Genomic DNA, 21934 nt, shown 5'->3' with positions numbered 1-21934 from the left:
GGATGCCGTAGCTTGGGCTCTGGGCGGAACGGCAGAGGCTGTGTGCCCGCAAGATCGAAGGATATTGAGCCGAATGACCCATCTGCAGCCCGCTCACCCCCTTGAGCACTGGCTCTCCCCCGAACTGGCCCGGGTCAGCCCACCGGACGCCTCGTCCCGGCTGCGCCAACTGGCGGATGCCCAGGGCACCCTGGCGGCCGGTTGGAGCAGCGCGATCGCCGGCGGACCGGTCCTGGCCCTGGCCGGCGCCTTCTTCTCCGTCATGTCGGGGAACCCCGCGACAGCGCTCGTCCTGGCCCCGCTGGGGGCCGTCCTGATGCTGTTGGGCATCTTCGGGTGGAAACGGGTCCGATCCGCCCTGCCCCGGACCGACAAGGTCCTGATCACCCGTGGCCCCGGATCCGCCCGCGGCGGCATTGCCATGGTGTTGTTTCTGGCGGCCATTATCGGCGCGTTCATTTTTCCGACCCTGCCCTCTGCCGCGGCGAAGGGCGGCTCCACGGCCGTAACGCTGGTGGGCATCTACGTACTCACGCTGGCCCTCCTGGTCGCGTGCATCATAGTGCCGTCCACGGTCATGGGCCGGGCCCGGCAGTCATTCCGTCTGCGGGTGAAAACCAACCCGAGGCTTCGGAGGGCAGTCGAGGAGGATCTGGCCGTCTGGCGCGATCCGTACGGCAACGCCGCCTACGGTCCACTCTGATGGCAAGCTGGATCTTCGACGGGCACATCGCCGGCATTGGCACCGCCTCCGGGCTGCGCGCCGTGATTGGCATGTGGCAGGAGTCCCCTTTCGGGGCCTTCTCGGACGTCATGCTGCAGCAGCCCTCAGGACACCGGCTGCTGCTGGCGCCGTCCCGCGAGGTTGCGGACTTCATTGCTGCCACCTACAGCTTTGATGAGGTGAGCGTTGGAGATGTCAATGCGGGATTGGCAGATGGCACCTTGGCGGTCGACGCCGGCCCGCTGGCCATCCGGGCAGTCACCGGAGCGAGGACGTACCTTGGTTCGGCGCTGCGGGCGGTGCCCCGGCGCCTTGCAGTCCATCCGCGGTGGCTGTCAGCGGTCAGTCCGCTGGCTGCCCTGGCAGCTCCGGGCGCCCGCACCTACGGCACGGCGGGCAGCGGCCGGGCTGAGTATTACGGGGTGACGGACCTGCACCACGTGACCGCCGCCGTCGTCACCTGGGAAGGCGCGGACGCCGGGCCCCTGGCCCCGATAAGCCCCGCCGTGACCTTCGGCTTCAGCAGCGTCCCGCCGCGGCCCAGTGTGGCGCGGGTGCGCACCACCGTGGTGGAGGTTTAGAGTCCGGTCGGCTCTTCTACAGTCAGTTGGGATTCGAACATCCTGAAGTACCTGCCGCGGAGCGCCACCAGCTCTTTGTGCGTGCCCTGCTCCACGATCTCTCCGTCCTCCAGCATGTACACGATGTCAGCCTTCTCGATGGTGGCCAGACGGTGGCTGATGGCGATGATGGTGCTGCTGCGGTCTGCGAAGAGCCGGGTGAAGATCCGGTGCTCGGCGAGTGCGTCGATGGCCGACGTGGGCTCGTCCATCACCATGAAGGACGCGTCCCGGTAAAAGTTCCGAGCCATGGCCAACCGCTGCCACTGGCCCCCGGAAAGGCCGCTGCCCTTGCGGCCGCGCGGGTCCTCCATCCAGTTGCTGACGTGGTTGTCCAGGCCGTTGGGCAGTTTGTTGATGAAGTCCAGGGCCTCGGCGTCGGCGGCGGCGCGCCGGATCCGCCCGTCATCGCGCGGGCTGTCCACATCGCCGAAGTAGATGTTTTCCGCTGCGGTGGCGAACTCGTACTTGAGGAACTCCTGGCTCAGCACCGCCAGGTGGCGGTGCCAGGAGGTGACGTCGACGGCGGCCAGGTCAACGCCGTCGAGCAGCACCTGGCCGGAGTCTGGACGGTAAAGGCCGGCGAGGATGCGGATCAGCGTGGACTTGCCGGCACCGTTCTCCCCCACGATGGCGATGTGCTGGCCCTGGCGGATGGTCAGGCTGATTCCCCGGATCACTTCGATGTCGCTTCCCGTGTACGTGAAGCGGATGTCCTTCAGCTCGACTTCCCTCGGCGCTTCCGGGAGCGGCGGGGCGTGTTCGGAGTGCACGGGCATCGCCATGAACAGCTCGTAGTCCTTCAGGTTGGCCAGGTCCTCGTCAATGGAGCTCAGGGAGGACACCAGGTTGTTCGCGGTGGACAAAGCGCGGCTGACGATCTGCTGCACATACAGGAACTGGCCGACGGGTTGGGCACGGGCGATGATCTGGCCCACCACCCAGATCAGGGAGACCACCTCCGCCCCGTACTGGAGCGCGTCCGCGGCGAGTTGCCTGGGAATGTAGCGCCGCTGGTAGTCGAGCCGGCGGCGCTCGTCCGCGTCCCGGAGCCGGGCGCGGAGATCCATGAGGAAGCCGACAATGCCGTAAAGCCGCATCTCGGCAATATGCTGCGGGCGGAGCAGGTTCTGTTCGATCATCCGGCGCTGCCGCCGGGAGTCCACCTGCGTGTTCCAGTGCGCAATTTGCTCCCTGGAGAGCTTGAACTGAAGGTACACGCTGGGGACGATGGCCACCAGGACGATGACGGCGATCCACCAGCTGACCAACAACAGGGCGCCGATGGCAAGGATGACCGACACGAGCTGGGTGAAGATTGCGGCGATGCGGTCCAGAACGCGGGCGTACGAATCGGAGAACCGCTTGGCGCGGTCGTAGAGGTCAACGGTTTCCTTGTCGTCGTAGCGCCAGAATTCCAGGGCAAGGAAGCGTTCGTACATTTGGTCGCCCACGATGGCGCCCACCTTGAAGCTCATCAGCTGCTGGATATAGCGGTCCACGCTGTTGAAGGCACCCCAGAAAAGGCCCAGCGCGGCGGTGATGATGACGTAGACAATTGCGAGCTGCCCTGCGCCGGCGTCACCGGCGTATGCCGCTGCCAGGGCCGTGGTGGTGAGCGATGCGAAGAATGTGGTGACCAGCGGCAGCACGGCCGAGATCAGTGAGCCGAGCACCTTCATGACCACAGCGCCGGGTGAGGCGCGGAAACTGACCCGCAGTACCTGGGCTACGGCGCGGGCATAGGGACGAAGGGCCAGCCTCTTTTGCGGGTCGCGTTTGGGGGTGAGTTCCGCCGGATGGCGCGGTTGGGACATGGAATCAGCCTAGTGCTGGCCCAGGGCTGAAAGGGCAGCGCCGAAAGATCCGGTGACTGACGGGAGACACGGGTCAGACCGACAGCATGAACGGCTTCGCGAAGAATTCCGCCCATACTGGATCCTCTGGTGACAGGTCGTTGAGGTCGATGAGTTGGTCGTCGTCCGGTTCCCACTGCGGGAGGTCTTCGGGGCAGGCTTCCATGCAGGGGGTCCCGGTGGACACCGGCATGATGCCCGGTGGCCAGTGGGTTGGTTCGGGGTCGGGGTGTTCGGGTTTGTAATGCCGGCCGGTTGGTGAGGTCCAGCCGGGCGGTCCGTTGTGGGTGGCGGGGTCGGGGATCCATGGCCGTGCGTGCTTGAGGCGGTGATGTTTGGGGCAGAGTTGTGCCAGGTTGTTGGTGCCGGTGGTGCCGCCGTGTTCCCAGGCGGTGAGGTGGTCGGTGTCGTTGTCCGGGGTGTGGTTGCTGCAGCCGGGGAAGGTGCATTTGCCGTCCCGCATCCGGATCCACTGTTTGATGGTTTCCGGGAGCCGGTACCGTTGGCGGCCGATCTCCAAAGGGGCTCCGTCGCGGGGGTCGACCAGGACCCGGTAGAACGACTCCGCCCCGTCCGCAACGAGTTTCCGGGCCATGGACGCCGGGATGGGGCCGAAACCGTCCAGCACCGCGGGTTCGTCCGTCTGGCCGAGCAGGGAGAACACCGGGACCATGACCAGGACATCGGCCCGCGGAGCGGGGACTTTCCCGATTTCCGGAGTGGCTTCCAAACCGGCCGTGTCGGAGACGCCGTCTGCACCCGGCGCGTTCCCGGGACCCGGGGCGGTATCAGTAGCGGCTGCCTCAGCCGGAACGCTCCCGGAACGGGCGGCGGTGGCGCTGTTTTCGGTGGCGCTGCCTGTCCCGAGGAGTAGTGCTGCTGCGATGTCGGGGCGGAGTTGGGTGATGGTGCGGGGTTCGTTGGGGCTTTGGAGGCCGCGGGCGGTGGCGGTGGTGCGGTTCCAGATGGCGCAGGCGGTGTCGCCGGGGAGGTGGAGGGAGATCCAGGCCATGCCGTCGCGGTCCGGGGTGTATTCCATCCGTCGGTCCGCGACGCCCTTGGCGTGCCGCTTGTCCAGGGTTTCGGGGTGGTGGCGTTCCCGCCAGGAACGGACCTTGGTGCGGAACCGGGAGGGCACGAGCTCACCCGGTGGGGCGCCGCGGGCCGGGTTGGGGGCGTCGGGGTCGAAGAGGTGGGCCACGAGGGCGGCGGCGCCGTCCAGGGTGAGGCCCTCGGTTTCATCGGCAACAATTTTCGCGTGCTGCCAGGACAGGTCCCCGGTGGACAACGCTGCAAGGACCGGCGGCAGGGCGCACACCCGCCGGGACTGTTCCACGAACGCCCCGGCAGCTCCGGAACTGACGGTCAGGACCCCGGCGATCTCCTCCACCGCTGACATCTCCGCGAACGTGCGCTCATGCACCGGGGCGTCAGGGGCGAGCATCACGTGCTGGAACCCTACGCACTCCACCGCGTCCCGGGCTTCCACCGCGGCGAGCTGTGCCCTCAAACGGGATGAGACTTCCAACCGTTCCAGCCGGAGCTCGTACCGCCGCTGCAGCACATCAACATCAGTACCCGCATGAGCGTCGGAAGCCAAAGAAGCATCCTCAAGGTCCAGCGCATCCAAGGCAGCAACAGAGGCCAGAACACCATCCATCGCTGTCCCAACACCACCGGCGATTTCCATACCCACATCATCCAGCGAGGCACTGACATTTAAGGCCGAGGATGCATCCCAAGGGAACGCGGCGGAGGAAAAACAAAGGAGGCAAGGCCGAAACCTTGCCTCCTCGTGTTCACGCTCTAGTCAGCGAAACGCGACGTCCCGCCTAGCGCGAACCGTAGTTCGGCGCCTCCACGGTCATCTGGATGTCGTGCGGGTGCGATTCCTTCAGCCCGGCAGAGGTGATGCGGACAAACTTGCCGCGCGCCTTCAGCTCGGGAATGGTGGGCGCGCCGGTGTAGAACATGGTCTGGCGCAGGCCGCCCACCAGCTGGTAGGCCACGGAGGACAGCGGGCCACGGTAGGCCACGCGGCCTTCGATGCCTTCGGGGATGAGCTTGTCGTCACCGGACACATCGGCCTGGAAGTAGCGGTCCTTCGAGTAGGACGTGTTCTTGCCGCGGGACTGCATGGCGCCCAGGGAGCCCATCCCGCGGTAGGACTTGAACTGCTTGCCGTTGACGAAGATCAGCTCGCCCGGGGACTCGTCGCAGCCGGCCAGGAGCGAGCCCAGCATGACGGTGTCGGCTCCGGCCACCAGTGCCTTGCCGATGTCGCCCGAGTACTGCAGGCCGCCGTCGGCGATCAGCGGCACGCCGGCCGGAATCGCAGCCTTGGCGGATTCATAGATGGCGGTGATCTGCGGGACACCGACGCCGGCCACCACGCGGGTGGTGCAGATGGATCCGGGACCAACGCCCACCTTGATGCCGTCGGCGCCGGCGTCGATCAGTGCCTGGGCGCCTTCACGGGTGGCAGCCTGACCGCCAATGATGTCCACGTGTGCGGCGACGGGGTCCGACTTCAGCCGGCGGATCATGTCCAGCACGCCCTGGGAGTGGCCGTTGGCGGTGTCCACGAACAGGGCGTCGACGCCGGCATCGACCAGTGCCATGGCCCGCTCCCAGCCGTCCCCGAAGAAGCCGATGGCGGCGCCAACGCGGAGGCGGCCTTCGTCGTCCTTGGTGGCCAGCGGGTACTGCTCGGCCTTGGTGAAGTCCTTGGTGGTGATTAGGCCCTTGAGCCGGCCCTGGTCGTCCACCAGCGGGAGCTTCTCGATCTTGTTGGTTGCCAGCTTGTGCGAGGCTTCCTCACGGCTGATCCCCACGTGCCCCGTGACCAGGGGCATCTTGGTCATAACGTCGCTGACAAGCCGCAGCGGGAAGTCCGATTCGGGGACGAAGCGGGTGTCGCGGTTGGTGACGATGCCCAGGAGGCGGTTGTCCTCATCCACCACGGGCAGGCCGGAAACGCGGTAGTGGGCGCAGAGATCGTCCAGTTCACGCAGCGTGGCTTCAGGGCGGATGGTCAGCGGGTTGGTGATCATCCCGGATTCGCTCCGCTTGACCCGGTCCACCTGGTCGGCCTGGTCGGCGATGGACAGGTTGCGGTGCACCACGCCCAGGCCGCCCTGTCGTGCCATGGCGATGGCCATGCGGGATTCGGTGACGGTATCCATGGCCGCGGAAAGCAGCGGGGTCTGCACGGTGATCCGCTTGGAGATCCGCGAGGAGGTGTCTGCCTCGGACGGGATGACGTTGGTGTGGCCCGGCAGGAGCAGGACGTCGTCGTAGGTCAGGCCGATAAAGCCAAAGGGGTCGTGTTGGGGCTCGGTCATGAGTGCGCCTCTTACCTTGGTTGCGGGGTCACGGGTAGGGGTTGCAGCCGATGACCAGCCCGTTATTACGGAACTGGCCTGTGCAGACGATCCTGCGGGAGCACCGTGCAGCACGGCGTTCCGGGGGCAGAAAGTGTTGAGTAAATATTAGAACCTTGGCGCCGATCCCCCTATTCCACGCCGCCAATGTGAGCAACCGCACCCGAAGGACCCGCTCAGCTCCAGCCGGTCGCCGCCAGCAGGCGCTGCTCGAACATGGGGATCATGGTCTCCACGTAGGTCCTGGTGAGGTGGTTGTCGTCCTTGTAGACGTACACATTGCCCACCACGGCAGGGCACACGCCGCGGGCACAGATGAAGTCGCTCATGTCCATCAGGTGCAGCCCGGGCAGCTTGCCGCGGTAATTCTCCAACGGCGACGGCTCCACGAGGGATTCGGCCAGCGGCGGGTTGCAGGCGGGCGCGTCGGCACCGTTCCGCTGCGCGCACTGGGGCATGTTGAAGGTGAACCGCGGGTTGTCGCGGATGCCCACGATCTCGATTCCCGCGTCAGCGAACGGCTTCACGCCGTCCAGATATCCCGGCACTTCGGTTTCGAACGGGGCCTCCTCGTGGGTCAGCGACGCCACGGTGAACACCGCATCCGGGCGGTGCTCCAGGACGTAGGCGGAGCTGGCCTTGTTGTAGGCGTTGCATTCAGCATTCCTGGTCTCCGATTCGGCGCCGAACCGGCACGCGGGCATCAGCAGGGTCACCAGCTCCCAGCCACGCGCGGCCGCCACGGGAGCCAGCGCGGCCAGGTACTGCTGGGCGTGGGAGTCGCCCAGCACCACGATGCGCCTGGAGGACGGTTCCTCGGGAAGCTCCTGCCGGCACCCCTCCAAGACGGGGTCGCTGGTGGCGTTGGCGCCCGTGCAGGGCGAGTCGATGCCGGCCCAGTCATTGTCCAGGGCGGTGGGCCCGGGAATGGTTCGAGCCCTCGGCGCCGGCGTGTTTTCGTTCTCCGGGGTGAGCGCCCGGGCCCCGGGCGTGAGCTCGCGGGGCTGTGCCGCCGTCGCGCTTTCCTCCGCGGTGAGCGACGTCTGCCAGACGGCGACGGGCCCGGCCAGCAGGGCACCGCAGGCAACAATGACGACGGCGGTCCGCCAGGCGCGGAGCTTGGGCCAATGCCAGTCGCGCAGCGGCTTTTCAACAAAGCGGGTGGTGAGGACAGCGAGCACGATGGAGGCACCGACGATGCCCAGTCCCTGCGTGAGGTTGGGCGCCTCCACGCCGGTGGCCGCGAGCGCCAGCACCAGGACCGGCCAGTGCCAGAGGTACAGGGCGTAGGAGTTGTCCCCCAGGGCGACGGCGGGGCGGCTGCTGAGGAGCCGGTCCACGCCGAAGCGGCTGCCCGTTTGCCCGGCAACGATGATGGCCGCCGCGGCCAGCGTGGGCCACAGCGCCACATACCCCGGGAAGGACCGGTCGACGGTCAGGACCAGCCCGCACGACACCATGGCTGCCAGTCCGGCCCAGCCCAGTGCCACCCTCAGCTTTCGGCGGGGCTTCAGGTAGGGCAACACCAGTGCCAGCAATGATCCCAGCGCAAACTCCCAGAGCCGGGCGCGCGTATCGAAGTATGCGTACGCCTGGTTGGTGGCGGTCTGGTCAATGGAGTAGGCCAGCGACACCACCAGCACAGCGCCAAAGACCACGGCCAGCAACCCCCGATAGGTCAGCCCGTTCAGGCGTGGAACCCGGCGCAGCACGTTCAGCACGCCGGCGGCGGCAAAGATCAGTGGCCACAGGATGAACACCTGGCCCTGGATGGACAGGGACCAGAAGTGCTGCAGCGGGCTGGCTCCGGCGTGGTCCTGCGCGTAGTAGTCCACTGCGGTGTCTGCCAGGAGCCAGTTCTGCCGGTACAGGAGCGATGCCCATGCCTGGTCCAGCACCTGCGGCCAGCGGCCCTGCGGCAGGATCAGCCAGGTGCCGGCCAGGACTCCGAGGATCACCACGACGGCGGCGGGCAGCAGGCGCTTGAACAGGTGCAGCCAGTGCGCCAGCAGGCGGAAGGGGTGGCCCGATTCTGCCTTGCGGACGAAGGACAGGGTGAGCAGGAAAGCCGAAATCAGCAGGAAAATATCCACGCCGCCGGATACCCGGCCCAGCCAAACGTGGTAGGCCATCACCATCAGGACAGCCAGGGCCCGGAGCCCTTGGACCTCGGGCCGGAAGGTGGTTTTTCGTTTCCTGTTTGCGGCACTGGACTGGGGTTCAGGTGCCTTCGGGGTTTCCGTTATCGACACTAGAACCTCTCACAATTCCCGCCAGCCAAAACATCAACCCTAGCCAAGGCGGTCTGCAACGGCCAATCACGGCCCGGGTTCGGACTATGCTGACCCCAACCATCGAAGGGAGCCGGTGTGGTTGTCCAGCTGCGGATTTGCGTGCCCTCGGACCTGTCCGACGTGACCGTAAAGACGTGCCGCGAGCAGCGGGGTGCGGCAGAAGTCGCGCTGGTTCCGGGCGCGTCCGTCGTGCCGCAGGGCGACGTCATCGAGGTCCTGATTGCCCGGGAGTCGGTGGAGGAACTGCTCGAGAAGCTGGAGATCCTGAAGGTCCAGGACGTGGGCTCCGTGGCCATGAGCGCACCGGAATTCGTCCTCTCCAAAAATGCCGACCGGGCGGAGCAGGCAGCACCCGGGGACGGCGCGGACGCAGTGATCTGGGATGACGTGACGCGGCAAACGGGCGAGGACTCCCGCCTGACGTGGAACTTCATTGCCTTCCTGGTATTAGCAACGCAGCTTGCCGGGATCGGCATCGTGACGGACTCCCCCATTGCCATTGTGGGGGCCATGGCGGTGGGGCCTGAGTTCGGGCCGCTGGCCGCCCTGGCCGTCTCGCTTGCCACCCGCCAGTGGAAGCTTGGCCGACGGGCGGCTGTCGCGCTGTGTGTTGGCTTCCCGGTTGCCATGCTGCTGGCGGCACTGACGGCATGGCTGTCGGTGCCGCTCGGTCTTTTCCCCCGCGATGCGTTGGACAAGGGCTCCGCGGTGGAGTTCATCTACCATCCGGGCCCGTATTCAATGATTGTGGCCGTCCTGGCCGGGATCGCCGGAATGCTCTCCATCATCGGCCGGCGCTCCGCCGCCCTGATCGGCGTCTTCATCTCGGTAACCACCGTGCCCGCGGCAGGATACGTTGCGGTGGCCCTGGTCCTTGGTGAATACCAGAAGGCGGCCGGCTCGGCCCTCCAACTGCTGCTCAACCTCGTGGGCATCGTGGTGGCCGCCCTGGCGGTTTTGCTCTTTTACCGGATGGTTTACAGGCGCGTGCCCCACGGGGTGGCGAGGAGCCTCAGGCGGCAGCGGACAAGGAGCCGCGGTTAGCCGGGGCCGGGATCTTCCCGGCCAGGTAACGCGCATCCCGGCACACGCCCGGAAGCGTCGCCGAGGCCACCGCGTACATGAAGTCCTGCCCCAGGAAGAACAGTCCGGGCCAATCCACCGCTACCCCGCGTTGCTGCCGGGGCATCGCCCCGTTATCGAGCAGGTCCGGATCCAGCCAGGCGAAGTCTGCACGGAAACCGGTGCACCAGATCACATTGGTGATTTGCGGCCGGCTGCCATCCTCAAGGACGGGCACGCCGCCCTCCACGCCCCTGACCCGGGGAACCAACCGCACCCCCGCGGCAGCAAGGTCTTTGGACTTCGTCCGGATCAGGGGTGCCCCATGGGCTTTGAGTGCGGGTATTGCCTTGCGCCCGATGGGTGTGCCGACATTCAGCACGTACAGGCCGGCAAACCGGACCAGCGGCAGGACGTAGCGTGCCGCCGTACGCCCATGCTTCACGGGGAGCTCTCCGCCGGGTTTGCCTGCCACGAGCGTGGGATGGGTCCGGCTGACTTCCAGGGCTATTTCAGCACCGGAGTTGCCCAGTCCAACCACCAGAGCCGCCCCGTCCTGCAGCTGGCCGGGGTTCCGGTAGTCACTCGAGTGGAGCTGGACAAGAGAGGGGGAAAGCCGGGAAGCGAAGTCCGGAATTTTGGCCACCCGTTCGGCACCCGTGGCCACCACCACGTTCCGTGCCTCCCACCGGTGCCCGTTGGATGCGGCAACGTACCGGTCCCCTTCCCGCCAGAGCCGCTCAACACGGATGCCTTGACGGACCGGCAGGTGGAATTCCGCCGCGTACCGTTCGAGGTAGTCCGCCAGTTCGTCCTTGGAAGGGAAGGACAGCGGATCGGCAGGAAAAACCAGTCCGGGAAGACCGTCGTATTTGGCGGGTGTAAAGACCCGCAGCGAATCCCAGCGCCGCCGCCAGGAGTCCCCGGTCCTGGGGCAGTCGTCCAGAATCAGGAATGTGCGTTTTTGCCGTTGCAGGTAATACCCCATGGCAAGACCGGCCTGGCCTCCACCGATGATCATCGTGTCCAGCGTGCCGGCGACGGGGTCGTTGTTGTTCATGACTGTGGTCCCTTTCCCTCAATTGGATTGCTGAAGTTCCACCGTGGCTTTGTTCCGTGCCGCGGCCCCGGCGCTTCCCGTTCCCCTATAGCGCAGCCACCAGGCGAGCATCAGGCCCGAAGCCAGGACGTAGGCCAGGTGCAGGACCCAAATGGGACCGGCCGGAAGGCTGAAGACGTAGATCGAATGCATTGCGTTCGCCACGTTGGTCAGCACCAGGCTGCCCAGGCTGTAGGACGCAAGGTCCCTGGTGCGGGCAGCCTTCAGAAGCATCGGTAACAAACCCGCGGCGAAGAGCGCCGCCGAGATGGTGCCGGCCAGCATCGGAAGATTCATGCTTTGAGGCTACGGTTGCCGCAGGCAAATCCTCATCGGCCAAAACATGTATCTCCGACGGAGGTTTATGGGTAATTGTGTACAGGCGCGTTAACCGCGCGCCGGCAGCACGCGGACCACCTCAACCGACTATTCCGTGCTCATAGGCGTAACTGGTTGCAGCACTCCTGGATGGCAGGCCCAATTTGAGGAAGATGTTGCTCAGATGGCGCGCCACCGTCTTTTCGCTGAGGTACAGCTCCGCCGCGATGGCCCGGTTTCCCATTCCCGAGGCCACCAGCCGCAGCACCTCCACTTCCCGCGGGGTCAACGGCCCGTCAGCACCGCCGGAACTGCCCTGGGCTTCCCGCAGGAGGCTCCCAGTCCACGCTGCTGCTGGAGCCGCACCCAGTTCCAGGAACTCCCGATGCGCTGCCTCGAAATCCATCAACGCTGATGGCTCATCACCGAGGTTCCGGCACGCACACCCGATGAGAACCCGGCATCGGGCTGCCTCGTACGGCACACCGAGTTCCAGCCACAGTTTCCAAGCCCGCCGCAGGGCTTGCGAGGCACCCACCGGATCACCCTCCGAAAGGAGGACCCCGCCGTCGGCCTGGCCGGCAAGGGCACGCACCATCGGCATAGGGCATTCGCGCGCAAAAGCTCCCAACTCGTCGGCGCCGCGCCGCGCCGCTTCAGGGGCGGATGAGGCAAGTTCGATCTCCACCAGGGCCGGCAACAGGTGCCGGCGGGTGGCCACGTCCGCCACACCGATGGCCCTGCGAATCATCGATTGGGCCTGTTGCACTTCGCTACGGGCCAGACACAGGAGGGCCAGCCCGGGTTGGGGCTCATAGCCGCTTTCAGCCGCCTGGCGGTACGAAGCCTCGGCGCCTGCCAGGTTTCCGGTCAGCCGCTGGATTTCGCCCTGCTGGTAATACCCCCCGTACAGGGCCTGCGGATCGCCGCGGGTTGAGTACCCTTGGGCCACGGCCGCGGCTTCCAGGGCTTCCGCCCACGCGCCGTGCAGCCGGTAGAGCTCGGCACGGTGCGCCTGGCACTGGCCACTGAACGGCACCATGTCAGGCCGTTCACTGCACCAGCGGTCAAGGGCAGTTGTCCAGGCCAGCGCCCTTGCCAGGTCGAATGCAAGGTGGCAATTGCCGATGACCGCGCAGTAGATAATTCCCGACGGGACCGGGGAGACTTCACCTGCCGTGACGGCAACCATGGCCTCATCGAACATGGCGAGTCCCTTGTCCGGGTGGCCCAGCATCAAGTTGGCCTGGCCGGTGCCGAGCAGCCCCAGCGCGGAGAGGTCTTTGTCGTGGAACAGCTGGCCGTAGCCGGCAACGCGGGAGAATACCTCCAGGGCACCGGCCGGATCACCGCCGTAAAGTTTGCCCAGACCGTCGGGGAGGAGCAGGAGGCCCTGCACTGCGCCGGGCTCCGCCAGTTCGTCCGCGAGCCGCCGGCCACGGGCGAACCACCCTCCGGCGCGCACCCTTTCCCCCATGAACATCAGGTGCATGCCCATCCAGCCCGCGCACCGTGCGGCACTCTCGACGTCGCCTATCTCAAGATATTCCTCGTGGGCACGGGTCAGCGTTTCCAGGCCGGCGACGATGTCCCCAATCAGGATTCCGGACGTGCCCAGCCGCTCCAGGTCGGCAGCGGGAAGGCCGCCGTGCCTGTCCGCCTCCGCGTAACTCCTGGAAGCATCGCTCCAGCGGTGCTCGCGGAAGGCGGACCTGCCTTTGTCTATGCCCGTTTCAGCTGACACCTGTCCTCCTCGGACACCAACGGTCCGGCCTGGCTTGTTGCCGGCATGCGGTGGGCGCCAGGGTACTTATGCGTCACCGTACGCCCGCGGCACACCCTGCACAAGCGGGTCCCCTACGCCTCCCGGACCCATCCTGGGCCCGGACATAAGGCTGCTCCGAAAGGGTGGGCTGCGTTGCCTGCTACGAACGCAGCAGTCCGCGCAGGGTCTGGATCGTGTCCGCTTCAGCCGGAGCCTTGTCGTCGCGGTAGCGCTTGACCCGGGCAAACCTCAGGGCGATGCCGCCCGGGTAGCGCGGCGACTGCTGCACGCCGTCGATGGCGATTTCGACGACGGTGACCGGTTGCACCCACACCGTGCCGGCAGTGCGCCGCACCTCAAGCTCCTGGAACCGCTCCGTCTGCCACCGCAGCAATTCATCGGTGAGGCCCTTGAAGGTCTTGCCCACCATCACGTAGCCGCCGGGCTCCCCGAACTCGCCGTCAGGGTCAAGGGCACCCAGGTGCAGGTTGGACAGCATCCCGGTGCGGCGCCCTGATCCCCATTCGCAGGCCAGCACCACCAGGTCGTATGTGAGCACCGGCTTGACCTTCACCCAGTTGGACCCGCGCCGGCCGGCCGCATAGGTGGAATCGATCGCCTTCACCACAACGCCCTCATGCCCGGCGGCAAGCGCGTCCTGCGACACCCGCTCCGCAACCGCCGGATCAGCCGTGACCTCCCCCGGTATCCGGTGCTCCGGTGCAATCCGCTCGAGCTCAGCGATCCGCGCTGACAGCGGCTCATCAAGCAGGTCCCGCCCGTCGAGGTGCAGCACGTCAAAGAACCAGGGGTGCAGCACCGTTTCACGCGCTTTATCCGCACCAAAGCGCGCCATGGTTTCCTGGAATGGCCGCGGGCCGCCTTCCTCGTCCAGGGCCAGGGTTTCGCCGTCGAGGATCACGTCCCGCAGCGGCAGTCCGCGCACCACCTCCACCACCTCGGGGAGCCGGTGCGTGACGTCGGCGAGGTTGCGGGTGAAGATGCGGACATTGTCGCCGGCCCGGTGCACTTGGATCCGGGCGCCGTCGAGCTTGTACTCCACCGACGCCTCCCCGGTCGCTTCCAGGGCTGCGCCTGGACTGCCCGCGGTGGCGGCGAGCATGGGCTGCACGGGACGACCCACCACCAGGCCGACGGCGTCGAGCTCGGCTTCGGTGCCGGTGATGGCCAGCAGGGCGGTTCCGCCGAGGTCCCCGGAAAGCATGGCAGCGCGGCGTACGGCGGCAACGGGCTTTCCGGCGGCACGGGCAACGGCGTCCGTCAGCACGCCCTCCAGGGCTCCGGTGCGAAGCTCGCCAAGGAGGACCCCGGCGATGAATGACTGCTCCGGCGCGGTTGCCGCCGCCATCAGCTTCCGTAGAGTGGCTGCGCGCCCGGCGCCCGATCCGGTACCCGCCGTGGCAAGCAGGCGGTCCAGGGCGGCGTCAAGGTCGGCCACGGTGAGCGTTGGCTCGACGGCGGGCTCCTCCCTGGCAGCCGCAACGGCACTCCAGCCAACGCCCACGCGTCCCTGGCGGGGCTTGGCAACCAGCCAGCCCACCGCCGTCGGCATTTCCGCTGGCTCAAGCCGGCCCAGCAGCTGGGCCAGCGCATCCACTTTGCCCAGCCGGGAGCGGGTGGAGGTGACAGCCTCCGCGGTTTTGACGAGCTCAAGGAGCAGCATGGCACCATCCTGCCACGGCACTGGACAGGCCCATGGCCGGGTTCCAGAATGGGCGCATGGGAGTCATTGCTGCGAACCTGTTCATTACCCTTGACGGCGTCTACCAGGCGCCCGGCGGCCGCGAAGAAGACCCTGAGGGCAGTTTCGCCTTTGGCGGCTGGCAGGCACCGGTATCCGACGACGAATCCGGCGCCGCCATAGCAGCCGGCATGGAGAAGATGGATGCCCTGCTCCTGGGCCGGAAGACCTATGACATCTTTGCCGCCTATTGGCCCCACCAGTCCGGGGACATAGCAGACACCCTCAACCGCATCCCCAAGTTTGTGGTGTCCGGCTCCCTGACCGATCCGGCATGGGCAGGCACCACGGTGCTGCGGGATGCCGCGGCCGTGGGTAGGCTGCGGGACGAGTACCAGCAGGTGCACATGTTCGGCAGCGGGGTCCTCATCCGCTCTTTGCTGGAGGCAGAGGTGCTGGACCGCCTTCATCTTTGGCTGTATCCGGTCACCCTGGGGCAGGGCAAGCGGCTTTTCGACGCCGGGACCATACCCGCCACGTTCCGCCTCGCCGAGCCGGCACGCAGCTACCCCAAGGGAGCCGTGTCGCTGGTCTACGAACGGGCGGGCGGAGTCGAAACCGCGGAGATGGGGGCCGGCTGATCCGAACCTTCCAGCTATGAGTGCACAAAAAACCGGCCCAGCTGATGCTGGACCGGTTTTTATGGCGCCTGCAGCGGCCCCTGTGGTGGGCCCACGCCGTCAGGGTTCCCTGACCGAGCGAAGCGAGGTTAGGGAGCCGGTGGGGATTAGTGGCTGTGGCCTGCGTGCTCGTCCTCTTCGGCCGGCTTCTCCACGACAAGGGTCTCGGTGGTGAGAACCAGGGCGGCGATGGAGGCCGCGTTGCGGAGGGCAGCACGGGTGACCTTGACGGGGTCGATGACGCCCGCGCCGATCAGGTCCTCGTACTCGCCGGACTTGGCGTTGAAGCCGTTGTTGGTTTCGAGGTCGGCAACCTTGGAGGTGACCACATAGCCGTCGAAGCCGGCGTTCTGGGCGATCCAGCGCAGCGGCTGCACCAGTGCGCGGCGGACAATGCCGACGGCGGCGGCAGCGTCACCTTCGAGGGCCTTCACAGCAGCATCCTCATCCAGTGCCTTGAGGGCGTGGATCAGGGCCGAGCCACCGCCGGCCACGATGCCTTCTTCGAGGGCAGCGCGGGTGGAGGACACGGCGTCCTCGATGCGGTGCTTCTTTTCCTTCAGCTCAACCTCGGTTGCGGCACCCACCTTGATGACGCCGATGCCGCCGGCCAGCTTGGCCAGCCGCTCCTGGAGCTTTTCGCGGTCCCAGTCGGAGTCGGTGCGGGTAACCTCGGCGCGCAGCTGGGCAACGCGTGCGGCCACGTCCTCGGCCGAACCTGCGCCGTCCACGATGGTGGTGTTGTCCTTGGTGACGGTGATGCGGCGGGCGGTACCCAGCACCTCCAGGCCGACGGTGTCCAGGCTCAGGCCCAGCTCCGGGGAGACAACCTGCGCACCGGTGAGGGTGGCAATGTCCTGCAGCATGGCCTTACGGCGGTCACCGAAGCCGGGAGCCTTGACGGCAACGACGTTCAGGGTGCCGCGGATGCGGTTGACGATCAGCGTGGACAGGGCTTCGCCCTCGACGTCCTCGGCGATGATGAACAGCGGCTTGGAGGCCTGAAGCGCCTTTTCCAGCAGCGGCAGGAATTCCTGGATGGAGGAGATCTTGCCCTGGTTGATCAGGATGAGGGCGTCCTCGAGGACTGCTTCCTGGCGTTCCGCGTCGGTGACGAAGTACGGGGACAGGTAGCCCTTGTCGAACTGCATGCCCTCGGTGAGGACCAGTTCGGTCTGGGTGGTGGAGGACTCTTCGATGGTGATGACGCCATCCTTGCCCACCTTGCCGAAGGCCTCGGCCAGGAGCTCGCCGATTTCGTCGCTCTGGGCGGAGATGGCGGCAACGTTTGCCACCTGGGTGCCTTCGACAGGGCGGGCGTTCTCCAGCAGGCGGGCAGCCACGGCTTCAACCGCAACTTCGATGCCGCGCTTGATCTGGCCGGGGGCAGCGCCCGCTGCAACGTTGCGCAGGCCTTCCTTGACCAGGGCCTGGGCCAGGACCGTCGCGGTGGTGGTGCCGTCGCCGGCAACGTCGTTGGTCTTGGTGGCTACTTCCTTGGCCAGCTGGGCGCCAAGGTTCTCGTAGGGGTCGTCCAGTTCCACTTCGCGGGCGATGGTGACGCCGTCGTTCGTGATGGTGGGGGCGCCCCACTTCTTGTCCAGGACGACGTTGCGGCCGCGGGGGCCGAGCGTCACCTTGACGGTGTTCGCGAGCTTATCGATGCCGGCCTCAAGGGACCGGCGGGCAGCGTCATTAAACGCAAGCTGCTTTGCCATGGTTTTGTCCTTTCAAAGACAGAACCCCGCACTGCCGGCCAGCATGAGCATGGCCGGCGGCACGGGGATCCGAAGAGTTACTTAACGACGATTGCCAGGACGTCGCGGGCGGACAGCACGAGGTACTCGGTGCCGCCGGTCTTGACTTCGGTTCCGCCGTACTTGGAGTAGATGACGACGTCGCCAACGGCTACGTCAATGGGAACGCGGTTGCCATCTTCGAAGCGGCCGGGGCCTACTGCAACAACTTCGCCTTCCTGCGGCTTCTCCTGCGCGGAGTCCGGGATGACCAGGCCGGAAGCCGTGGTCTGCTCGGCTTCGAGCGGGCGGACAACGATACGATCCTCAAGAGGCTTAATAGAGACCGACACTCGGACCTCTCCTTTTCGTCAGCAAATTCGTGGACTGGAAAGCTTTCCGCCATAGCTGGCAAACCGTCGTCGCGGTGCCGGCAGCAGCCTGGCTGGCAGCTCTTCATGTATTAGCACCCTCCTAGGGAGAGTGCTAATGAAGACTCTATGTAAGGGTTAGCACTCGGTCAAGGTGAGTGCCAACGTTTCGTCATGGGCGTACGCCTTTTCGGGGCCCGACGACGGCGGCCCGGGCGCCGGGCACGCTCCCCTACCGGCCCAGGTCGTCGAAGTCCACGTCTTCGCCGCCGTCGCCGTCGGCGTCGCCGTCGCCGTCGCCGCCCGCCTTCCGTGCCCGGAAGAGCACCCAGCCGGCCCCCGCTGCGGCGAGCGCCGCAATGACGAGGATGAAGATGCTCCCCATGCGCGCGCCGTCGTACAGCCCGCGGATGTCCCGGGACTCCTGGGTGTTGTCCTGGATGTCGTTGCCGCCCACCGAATAGACGGTGGCGTTGAAGGTGTCCAGCAGGAAAATGATCACCAGCAGGGCGATGCAGACCACGGCCACCACGGCGGCAGCGATCAGGACGGGACGGGCAAACCTTGCCGGGCCGCGGTTCCTGGGTGGGTGTCCGCCGGGCTCCACGGGGGCTGTGCTCTCATCCATGGTTTCAACAGTATCCGCATCGCGGCCGCGCGCTCCTCCACTAGGCTGGAACCCATGGCTCACGCTCCCCAGGACCAGATTGCACCGCTGCTGACCCCCGAAGGATGGGACCTGCTGGCGTCCCTGGGCCCTTACCGGGACGAGGATTCCTTTGCGCTCAATGCGGCCCTGCGGAAGGCCGGGCACCCTGCCGGGCTCGTATCCGCCGTCCTGACCCAGTCGCGGCTGCGCACCAGGGCGGAGGCGAAATTCGGCGAGTTCGCCCGGCAAATGCTCTTCACCCAGGCAGGCCTGGAGCAGGCCACGCGCCTGAACGTCGCCGCGCACCACGCGCAACGGTTCGCTGCTGCCGGGATCAGCCGCGTGGCGGACCTGGGCTGCGGGCTCGGCGCCGATGCCATGGCCCTGGCATCCCTGGACATCAACGTCACCGCCGTGGAAATGGACGAAACCACCGCGGCCTGCGCCACCATGAACCTCATCCCGTTCCCCAATGCCACAGTGGTCCACGCCGACGCGGCATCAGTCCCGCTGGAAGGGATCGACGGCGTCTGGCTGGATCCCGCGCGCCGCGTCACCTCCACGTCCGGAACCAAGCGGATCTGGGACCCCGAGGCGTTCTCCCCGCCGCTGTCCTTCGTGGAGTCGCTCGCTGCCGACGGGAAGGCCGTGGGCGTGAAGATGGGCCCGGGCATGCCGCACGAGTCTGTTCCTGCAGGCTGCGAAGCCCAGTGGGTGTCCGTTGGCGGGGATGTCACCGAAGTAACCCTCTGGTTCAACGCCGTACGCAGGCCCGGGGTCCGCCGGGCGGCCTTGGTCCTGGGTTCGCAGGGGCCCGCGGAGTTGGCCAGCGCGGAGGACTTCGGCGCCGGCCCGGCCGCACCGGTGGGACCGGTGGAGGGCTACCTCTACGAACCCGACGGCGCCGTGATCCGTGCCGGCCTGGTGGCCGACGTGGCACTGCAACTCGGCGGGCACCTGGTGGACGAACACATCGCCTACATCTGCGCCCCGGAACTCCTGGACACCCCGTTCGCCCGGGCCTACAAGGTCCTGGAGGTCATGCCCTACAACGTCAAGGCGCTCAAGGCCTGGGTGAAGCAGGAGGGCATCACCGTGCTGGACATCAAGAAGCGCGGCACTGCGGTAACCCCGGAGGAGCTGCGGAAGCAGCTGCTGCCCGGCGGAAAGAACTCCAAGAAGGGTGCCGCCAGGACCGCCACCCTGGTCCTGACGCGGATCGGCGAGGACCGGGTGGCGATCGTGGTGGAACCGGTATAGGCGCCTACTGGGCGCGCATGAACTCCTCGGCTGCCCGCACCTGCTCCGCGGTGGGGCGCACGCCTGTGTAGAGCACGAACTGTTCCAGCGCCTGGATGGTGGCCACTTCCGCTCCGGTGATAACCGGCTTGCCTGCCTCACGGGCGGCACGGATCAGCGGTGTCTCAGCCGGCAGTGCAACCACATCGAAGACCACCCGGGCAGCCTCGATGGCCTCCGCGGGGAACGACAGGCTGTCTGCTTCCGCGCCACCGGCCATGCCGATGGGCGTGACGTTGATGATGAGGTCCGCCGTGCCGCCGTCGAGCGCTGCACGCCACCGGAAGCCGTACTGGTCCGCGAGCGCACGTCCGGCGGCCTCATTCCGGGCGATGATGGTGACGTCCCTGAAGCCTGCATCGCGGAGGGCGGCAACCGTGGCCTTCGCCATGCCGCCCGCACCCTGGACCAGCACGGAATAGTCCGTGGGGACCGCATTGGACGCCAGCAGTTGTTCGATGGCCGTGTAGTCGGTGTTGTACGCCTTGAGGTGGCCGTCCGTGTTCACGATGGTGTTCACCGAGTCGATGGCCTTGGCGGAGGGGTCCATCTCGTCCACCAGCGCGATGACGTCCTCCTTGTAGGGCATGGAGATGGCACAGCCGCGGATGCCCAGCCCCCGGACCCCGGCGATGGCCTGTTCAAGGTTAGTGGGCGCGAACGCCTTATAGATCCAGTTCAGGTCAAGCTGCCCGTACAGGTGGTTGTGGAAGCGGGTCCCGTTGTTGCTGGGGCGGGCCGACAGCGAGATGCAAAGGGTCATGTCTTTATTCAGAATGGGCACCTGACCATTAAACCGTCCCCGGGGGTCAGGGGCAGCCGGTTCCCGCAGGAAAGGGCCCGACGGCGGCAGGCAGCTTCCCGGGAGCGGGCGCCTTTCCTGCCAGCACGGCGGCCAGGGCGTCGAAGGCAGTGTCGGTGCGGCCATACAGCGCCAGCTTGACCGGGGCTGTGGAGTTCTGGAGCGGCCAGGGGGCATCGAGGGCCACGGCGATGTCCCCGCCCGCCGCCTTCCCGCCGAGGCCGATCAAACTCACCAGCGGACCTGATCCAACCGCAAGGCCGGCGCGGGCCGCGGCTGCTTCGAAGCGCTCCCGGTCCCCCGGTCCCCCGCCGGTAACGCGTACAGCACCGGGAACCAGGGACCCGCCGCAGGGGCCGGAGACAACCGTAAGGGCCGACGCCGACACCCGGGCCGACAACGCGGCACCGCTTCCGGCGGGGGCACCTGCACCCGCTGTTCCGGCGGCCGCCGTGGTCCGGGCATGCCAGATCATCATGGTGGCCACCCGCTGCGCGGCTTCATCGAGCCGGGCGCCGGGAAGGGTCCCGGCGGCCAGGGCCTGGAGGATGGCTGCGTGCGCCTGTTCCACGTCCGCGGGCATCAGCAGCAGGTCGGCGCCGGCTCCCAGGGCCTTCACTGCGGCAGCGCCGGCGGGGTACTGGTTGTCCACGGCCCCCATGTTGAGGGCATCCGTCACGGCCACGCCTTTGAAGCCCAGGTCCCGCATCGCGGCGTAGCTCGGTGCAGAGAGCGACGACGGCACACCGGGTTCCAGCGCAGGCACGGCGATGTGGCCGGTCATGACGATGGGCAGACCCGCGGACACGGCTGCCTGGAAGGGTTTCCAGTCCCGGGCGCGGAGTTCGTCAATGCCGGCCGGCTGTACCGGGAGGCTGAGGTGGGAGTCGGTTGTCACCGAGCCATGTCCGGGAAAGTGCTTGACGGTGGGGAGCACACCGGCGTCCAGCATGCCCTGGGAGAAGGCAACTCCGTGGGCGGCAGCGGCAGCCGGATCGGCGGACATGGATCGCGCGCCGATGGTGGGGTCGGTGGGCCCGACCGTCACGTCCGTGTCCGGCGCGAAGTCGAGGTCGAAGCCCAGCGGCACCAGCTCGCCGGCCAAACCCTTTCCAGCCTCGCGGGTCAGGGCCAGACTGCCGGCCGCACCGTAGCTCATGGGCGTCGGCCATTCGGTCAGCGGCTGCCCCAAGCGCGCCACGGCGCCGCCTTCCTGGTCCACGGCGATGATGCCCGGCCAGCCCCGGCCGTCGGCGCCCGCAGCCTGCTGCAGCCGCTGGTTCACGGCACCCATGGCGGCAACATCCACCTGCCCCTGCGGGTCGCGCGGCACGTTGTCGCCCATGATGATGGACCCGGCCAGGTGCAGGCGATGGATGAGCGCGGCGTGCGCCTCCACCTGGCTGCCCTTGAAGAACGGGAGCAGCACCTGCCCGGCCTTCTGCTCCGGCGACATGGCTTTGACAGCGGCCGCCGCTGCGTCCTGGTCGCGCTGCTCCGGGCCCCACCCAAGCGGGCGGGAGCCTGGGTCAGGTGAGGCAGAAGCGGTGGGAGGCGCCGTCGTCGTACTTACT

The 21934-nt window shown here is 67.1% G+C and carries 18 protein-coding genes; 5 read left to right on the top strand and 13 right to left on the bottom strand.

What is annotated here, in order from left to right; genetic code table 11:
* Window positions 1-73 precede the first annotated feature (73 nt).
* Both ACR65K_RS02405 and ACR65K_RS02400 read left to right on the top strand, forming a co-directional pair.
* Window positions 74-703: a hypothetical protein gene (locus ACR65K_RS02405; RefSeq protein ID WP_440151207.1), complete on the top strand. Its 630-nt coding sequence runs from the start codon at window positions 74-76 to the stop codon at window positions 701-703.
* Window positions 703-1305, top strand: coding sequence for a hypothetical protein (locus ACR65K_RS02400; RefSeq protein ID WP_440151206.1), 603 nt, complete (start codon window positions 703-705; stop codon window positions 1303-1305). Before ACR65K_RS02405 ends, ACR65K_RS02400 begins: the two co-directional genes overlap by 1 nt.
* On the opposite strand, the gene ACR65K_RS02395 is transcribed toward ACR65K_RS02400, so the two are convergent.
* The 4 genes from ACR65K_RS02395 to ACR65K_RS02380 all read right to left on the bottom strand — a co-directional run bounded on the left by ACR65K_RS02395 (window position 1302) and on the right by ACR65K_RS02380 (window position 8829).
* Window positions 1302-3161 carry an ABC transporter ATP-binding protein gene (locus tag ACR65K_RS02395; protein WP_440151205.1) on the bottom strand — a complete coding sequence of 620 codons (1860 nt, stop codon included), beginning with the start codon at window positions 3159-3161 and terminating at the stop codon, window positions 1302-1304. The two genes, ACR65K_RS02400 and ACR65K_RS02395, sit on opposite strands and share 4 nt — an antisense overlap.
* 73 nt (window positions 3162-3234) lie before the next feature.
* Complete coding sequence (locus tag ACR65K_RS02390) at window positions 3235-4890, bottom strand: HNH endonuclease signature motif containing protein (protein ID WP_440151204.1); 1656 nt, start codon at window positions 4888-4890, stop codon at window positions 3235-3237.
* Between the two features lie 142 nt (window positions 4891-5032).
* Complete coding sequence (guaB, locus tag ACR65K_RS02385) at window positions 5033-6544, bottom strand: IMP dehydrogenase (protein WP_142117142.1); 1512 nt, start codon at window positions 6542-6544, stop codon at window positions 5033-5035.
* 215 nt (window positions 6545-6759) lie between these two features.
* Window positions 6760-8829, bottom strand: a complete 2070-nt coding sequence (locus ACR65K_RS02380; RefSeq protein ID WP_440151459.1) for an acyltransferase family protein — start codon at window positions 8827-8829, stop codon at window positions 6760-6762.
* 123 nt (window positions 8830-8952) lie between these two features.
* Here ACR65K_RS02380 and ACR65K_RS02375 point away from each other — a divergent pair, with 123 nt between their 5' ends.
* A complete protein-coding gene (locus tag ACR65K_RS02375; RefSeq protein WP_440151203.1) occupies window positions 8953-9921 on the top strand; it encodes a DUF389 domain-containing protein in 969 nt (322 codons plus the stop codon).
* On the opposite strand, the gene ACR65K_RS02370 is transcribed toward ACR65K_RS02375, so the two are convergent.
* The 4 genes from ACR65K_RS02370 to ACR65K_RS02355 all read right to left on the bottom strand — a co-directional run bounded on the left by ACR65K_RS02370 (window position 9890) and on the right by ACR65K_RS02355 (window position 14805).
* A complete protein-coding gene (locus ACR65K_RS02370; RefSeq protein ID WP_440151202.1) occupies window positions 9890-10999 on the bottom strand; it encodes a flavin-containing monooxygenase in 1110 nt (369 codons plus the stop codon). The genes ACR65K_RS02375 and ACR65K_RS02370 overlap by 32 nt on opposite strands.
* A gap of 18 nt (window positions 11000-11017) precedes the next feature.
* Window positions 11018-11335 carry a hypothetical protein gene (locus tag ACR65K_RS02365; protein WP_440151201.1) on the bottom strand — a complete coding sequence of 106 codons (318 nt, stop codon included), beginning with the start codon at window positions 11333-11335 and terminating at the stop codon, window positions 11018-11020.
* Window positions 11336-11456: 121 nt separating this feature from the next.
* Entirely contained in the window at window positions 11457-13100 is a 1644-nt protein-coding gene (locus tag ACR65K_RS02360) for a helix-turn-helix transcriptional regulator (protein ID WP_440151200.1), read from the bottom strand.
* Window positions 13101-13281: 181 nt separating this feature from the next.
* On the bottom strand, window positions 13282-14805 hold the full coding sequence (locus ACR65K_RS02355; protein ID WP_440151199.1) for an ATP-dependent DNA ligase: 1524 nt from the start codon (window positions 14803-14805) through the stop codon (window positions 13282-13284).
* A gap of 56 nt (window positions 14806-14861) precedes the next feature.
* On the opposite strand from ACR65K_RS02355, the gene ACR65K_RS02350 reads away from it, so the two are divergent.
* Complete coding sequence (locus ACR65K_RS02350; protein ID WP_440151198.1) at window positions 14862-15464, top strand: dihydrofolate reductase family protein; 603 nt, start codon at window positions 14862-14864, stop codon at window positions 15462-15464.
* 146 nt (window positions 15465-15610) lie between these two features.
* Here ACR65K_RS02350 and groL read toward each other — a convergent pair whose 3' ends face one another.
* The 3 genes from groL to ACR65K_RS02335 form a co-directional block, all read right to left on the bottom strand.
* Entirely contained in the window at window positions 15611-17221 is a 1611-nt protein-coding gene (gene groL / locus ACR65K_RS02345) for a chaperonin GroEL (RefSeq protein WP_440151197.1), read from the bottom strand.
* Window positions 17222-17298: 77 nt separating this feature from the next.
* Complete coding sequence (gene groES / locus ACR65K_RS02340; RefSeq protein WP_440151196.1) at window positions 17299-17592, bottom strand: co-chaperone GroES; 294 nt, start codon at window positions 17590-17592, stop codon at window positions 17299-17301.
* 250 nt (window positions 17593-17842) lie between these two features.
* A complete protein-coding gene (locus ACR65K_RS02335; RefSeq protein WP_440151195.1) occupies window positions 17843-18238 on the bottom strand; it encodes a hypothetical protein in 396 nt (131 codons plus the stop codon).
* A gap of 54 nt (window positions 18239-18292) precedes the next feature.
* Between ACR65K_RS02335 and ACR65K_RS02330 the strand changes: the two genes are divergently transcribed.
* Window positions 18293-19519, top strand: a complete 1227-nt coding sequence (locus ACR65K_RS02330; protein WP_440151194.1) for a THUMP-like domain-containing protein — start codon at window positions 18293-18295, stop codon at window positions 19517-19519.
* Window positions 19520-19523: 4 nt separating this feature from the next.
* Here ACR65K_RS02330 and ACR65K_RS02325 read toward each other — a convergent pair whose 3' ends face one another.
* Both ACR65K_RS02325 and ACR65K_RS02320 read right to left on the bottom strand, forming a co-directional pair.
* A complete protein-coding gene (locus ACR65K_RS02325; RefSeq protein WP_440151193.1) occupies window positions 19524-20342 on the bottom strand; it encodes a shikimate 5-dehydrogenase in 819 nt (272 codons plus the stop codon).
* A gap of 25 nt (window positions 20343-20367) precedes the next feature.
* Window positions 20368-21816: a glycoside hydrolase family 3 protein gene (locus ACR65K_RS02320; RefSeq protein ID WP_440151458.1), complete on the bottom strand. Its 1449-nt coding sequence runs from the start codon at window positions 21814-21816 to the stop codon at window positions 20368-20370.
* Between the last annotated feature and the right edge of the window lie 118 nt (window positions 21817-21934).

The sequence above is a fragment of the Arthrobacter sp. SAFR-179 genome, from assembly GCF_059414945.1.
The sequence above is the reverse complement of the archived record's forward strand: the minus strand, read 5'-3'. Positions and strand labels throughout refer to the sequence as shown.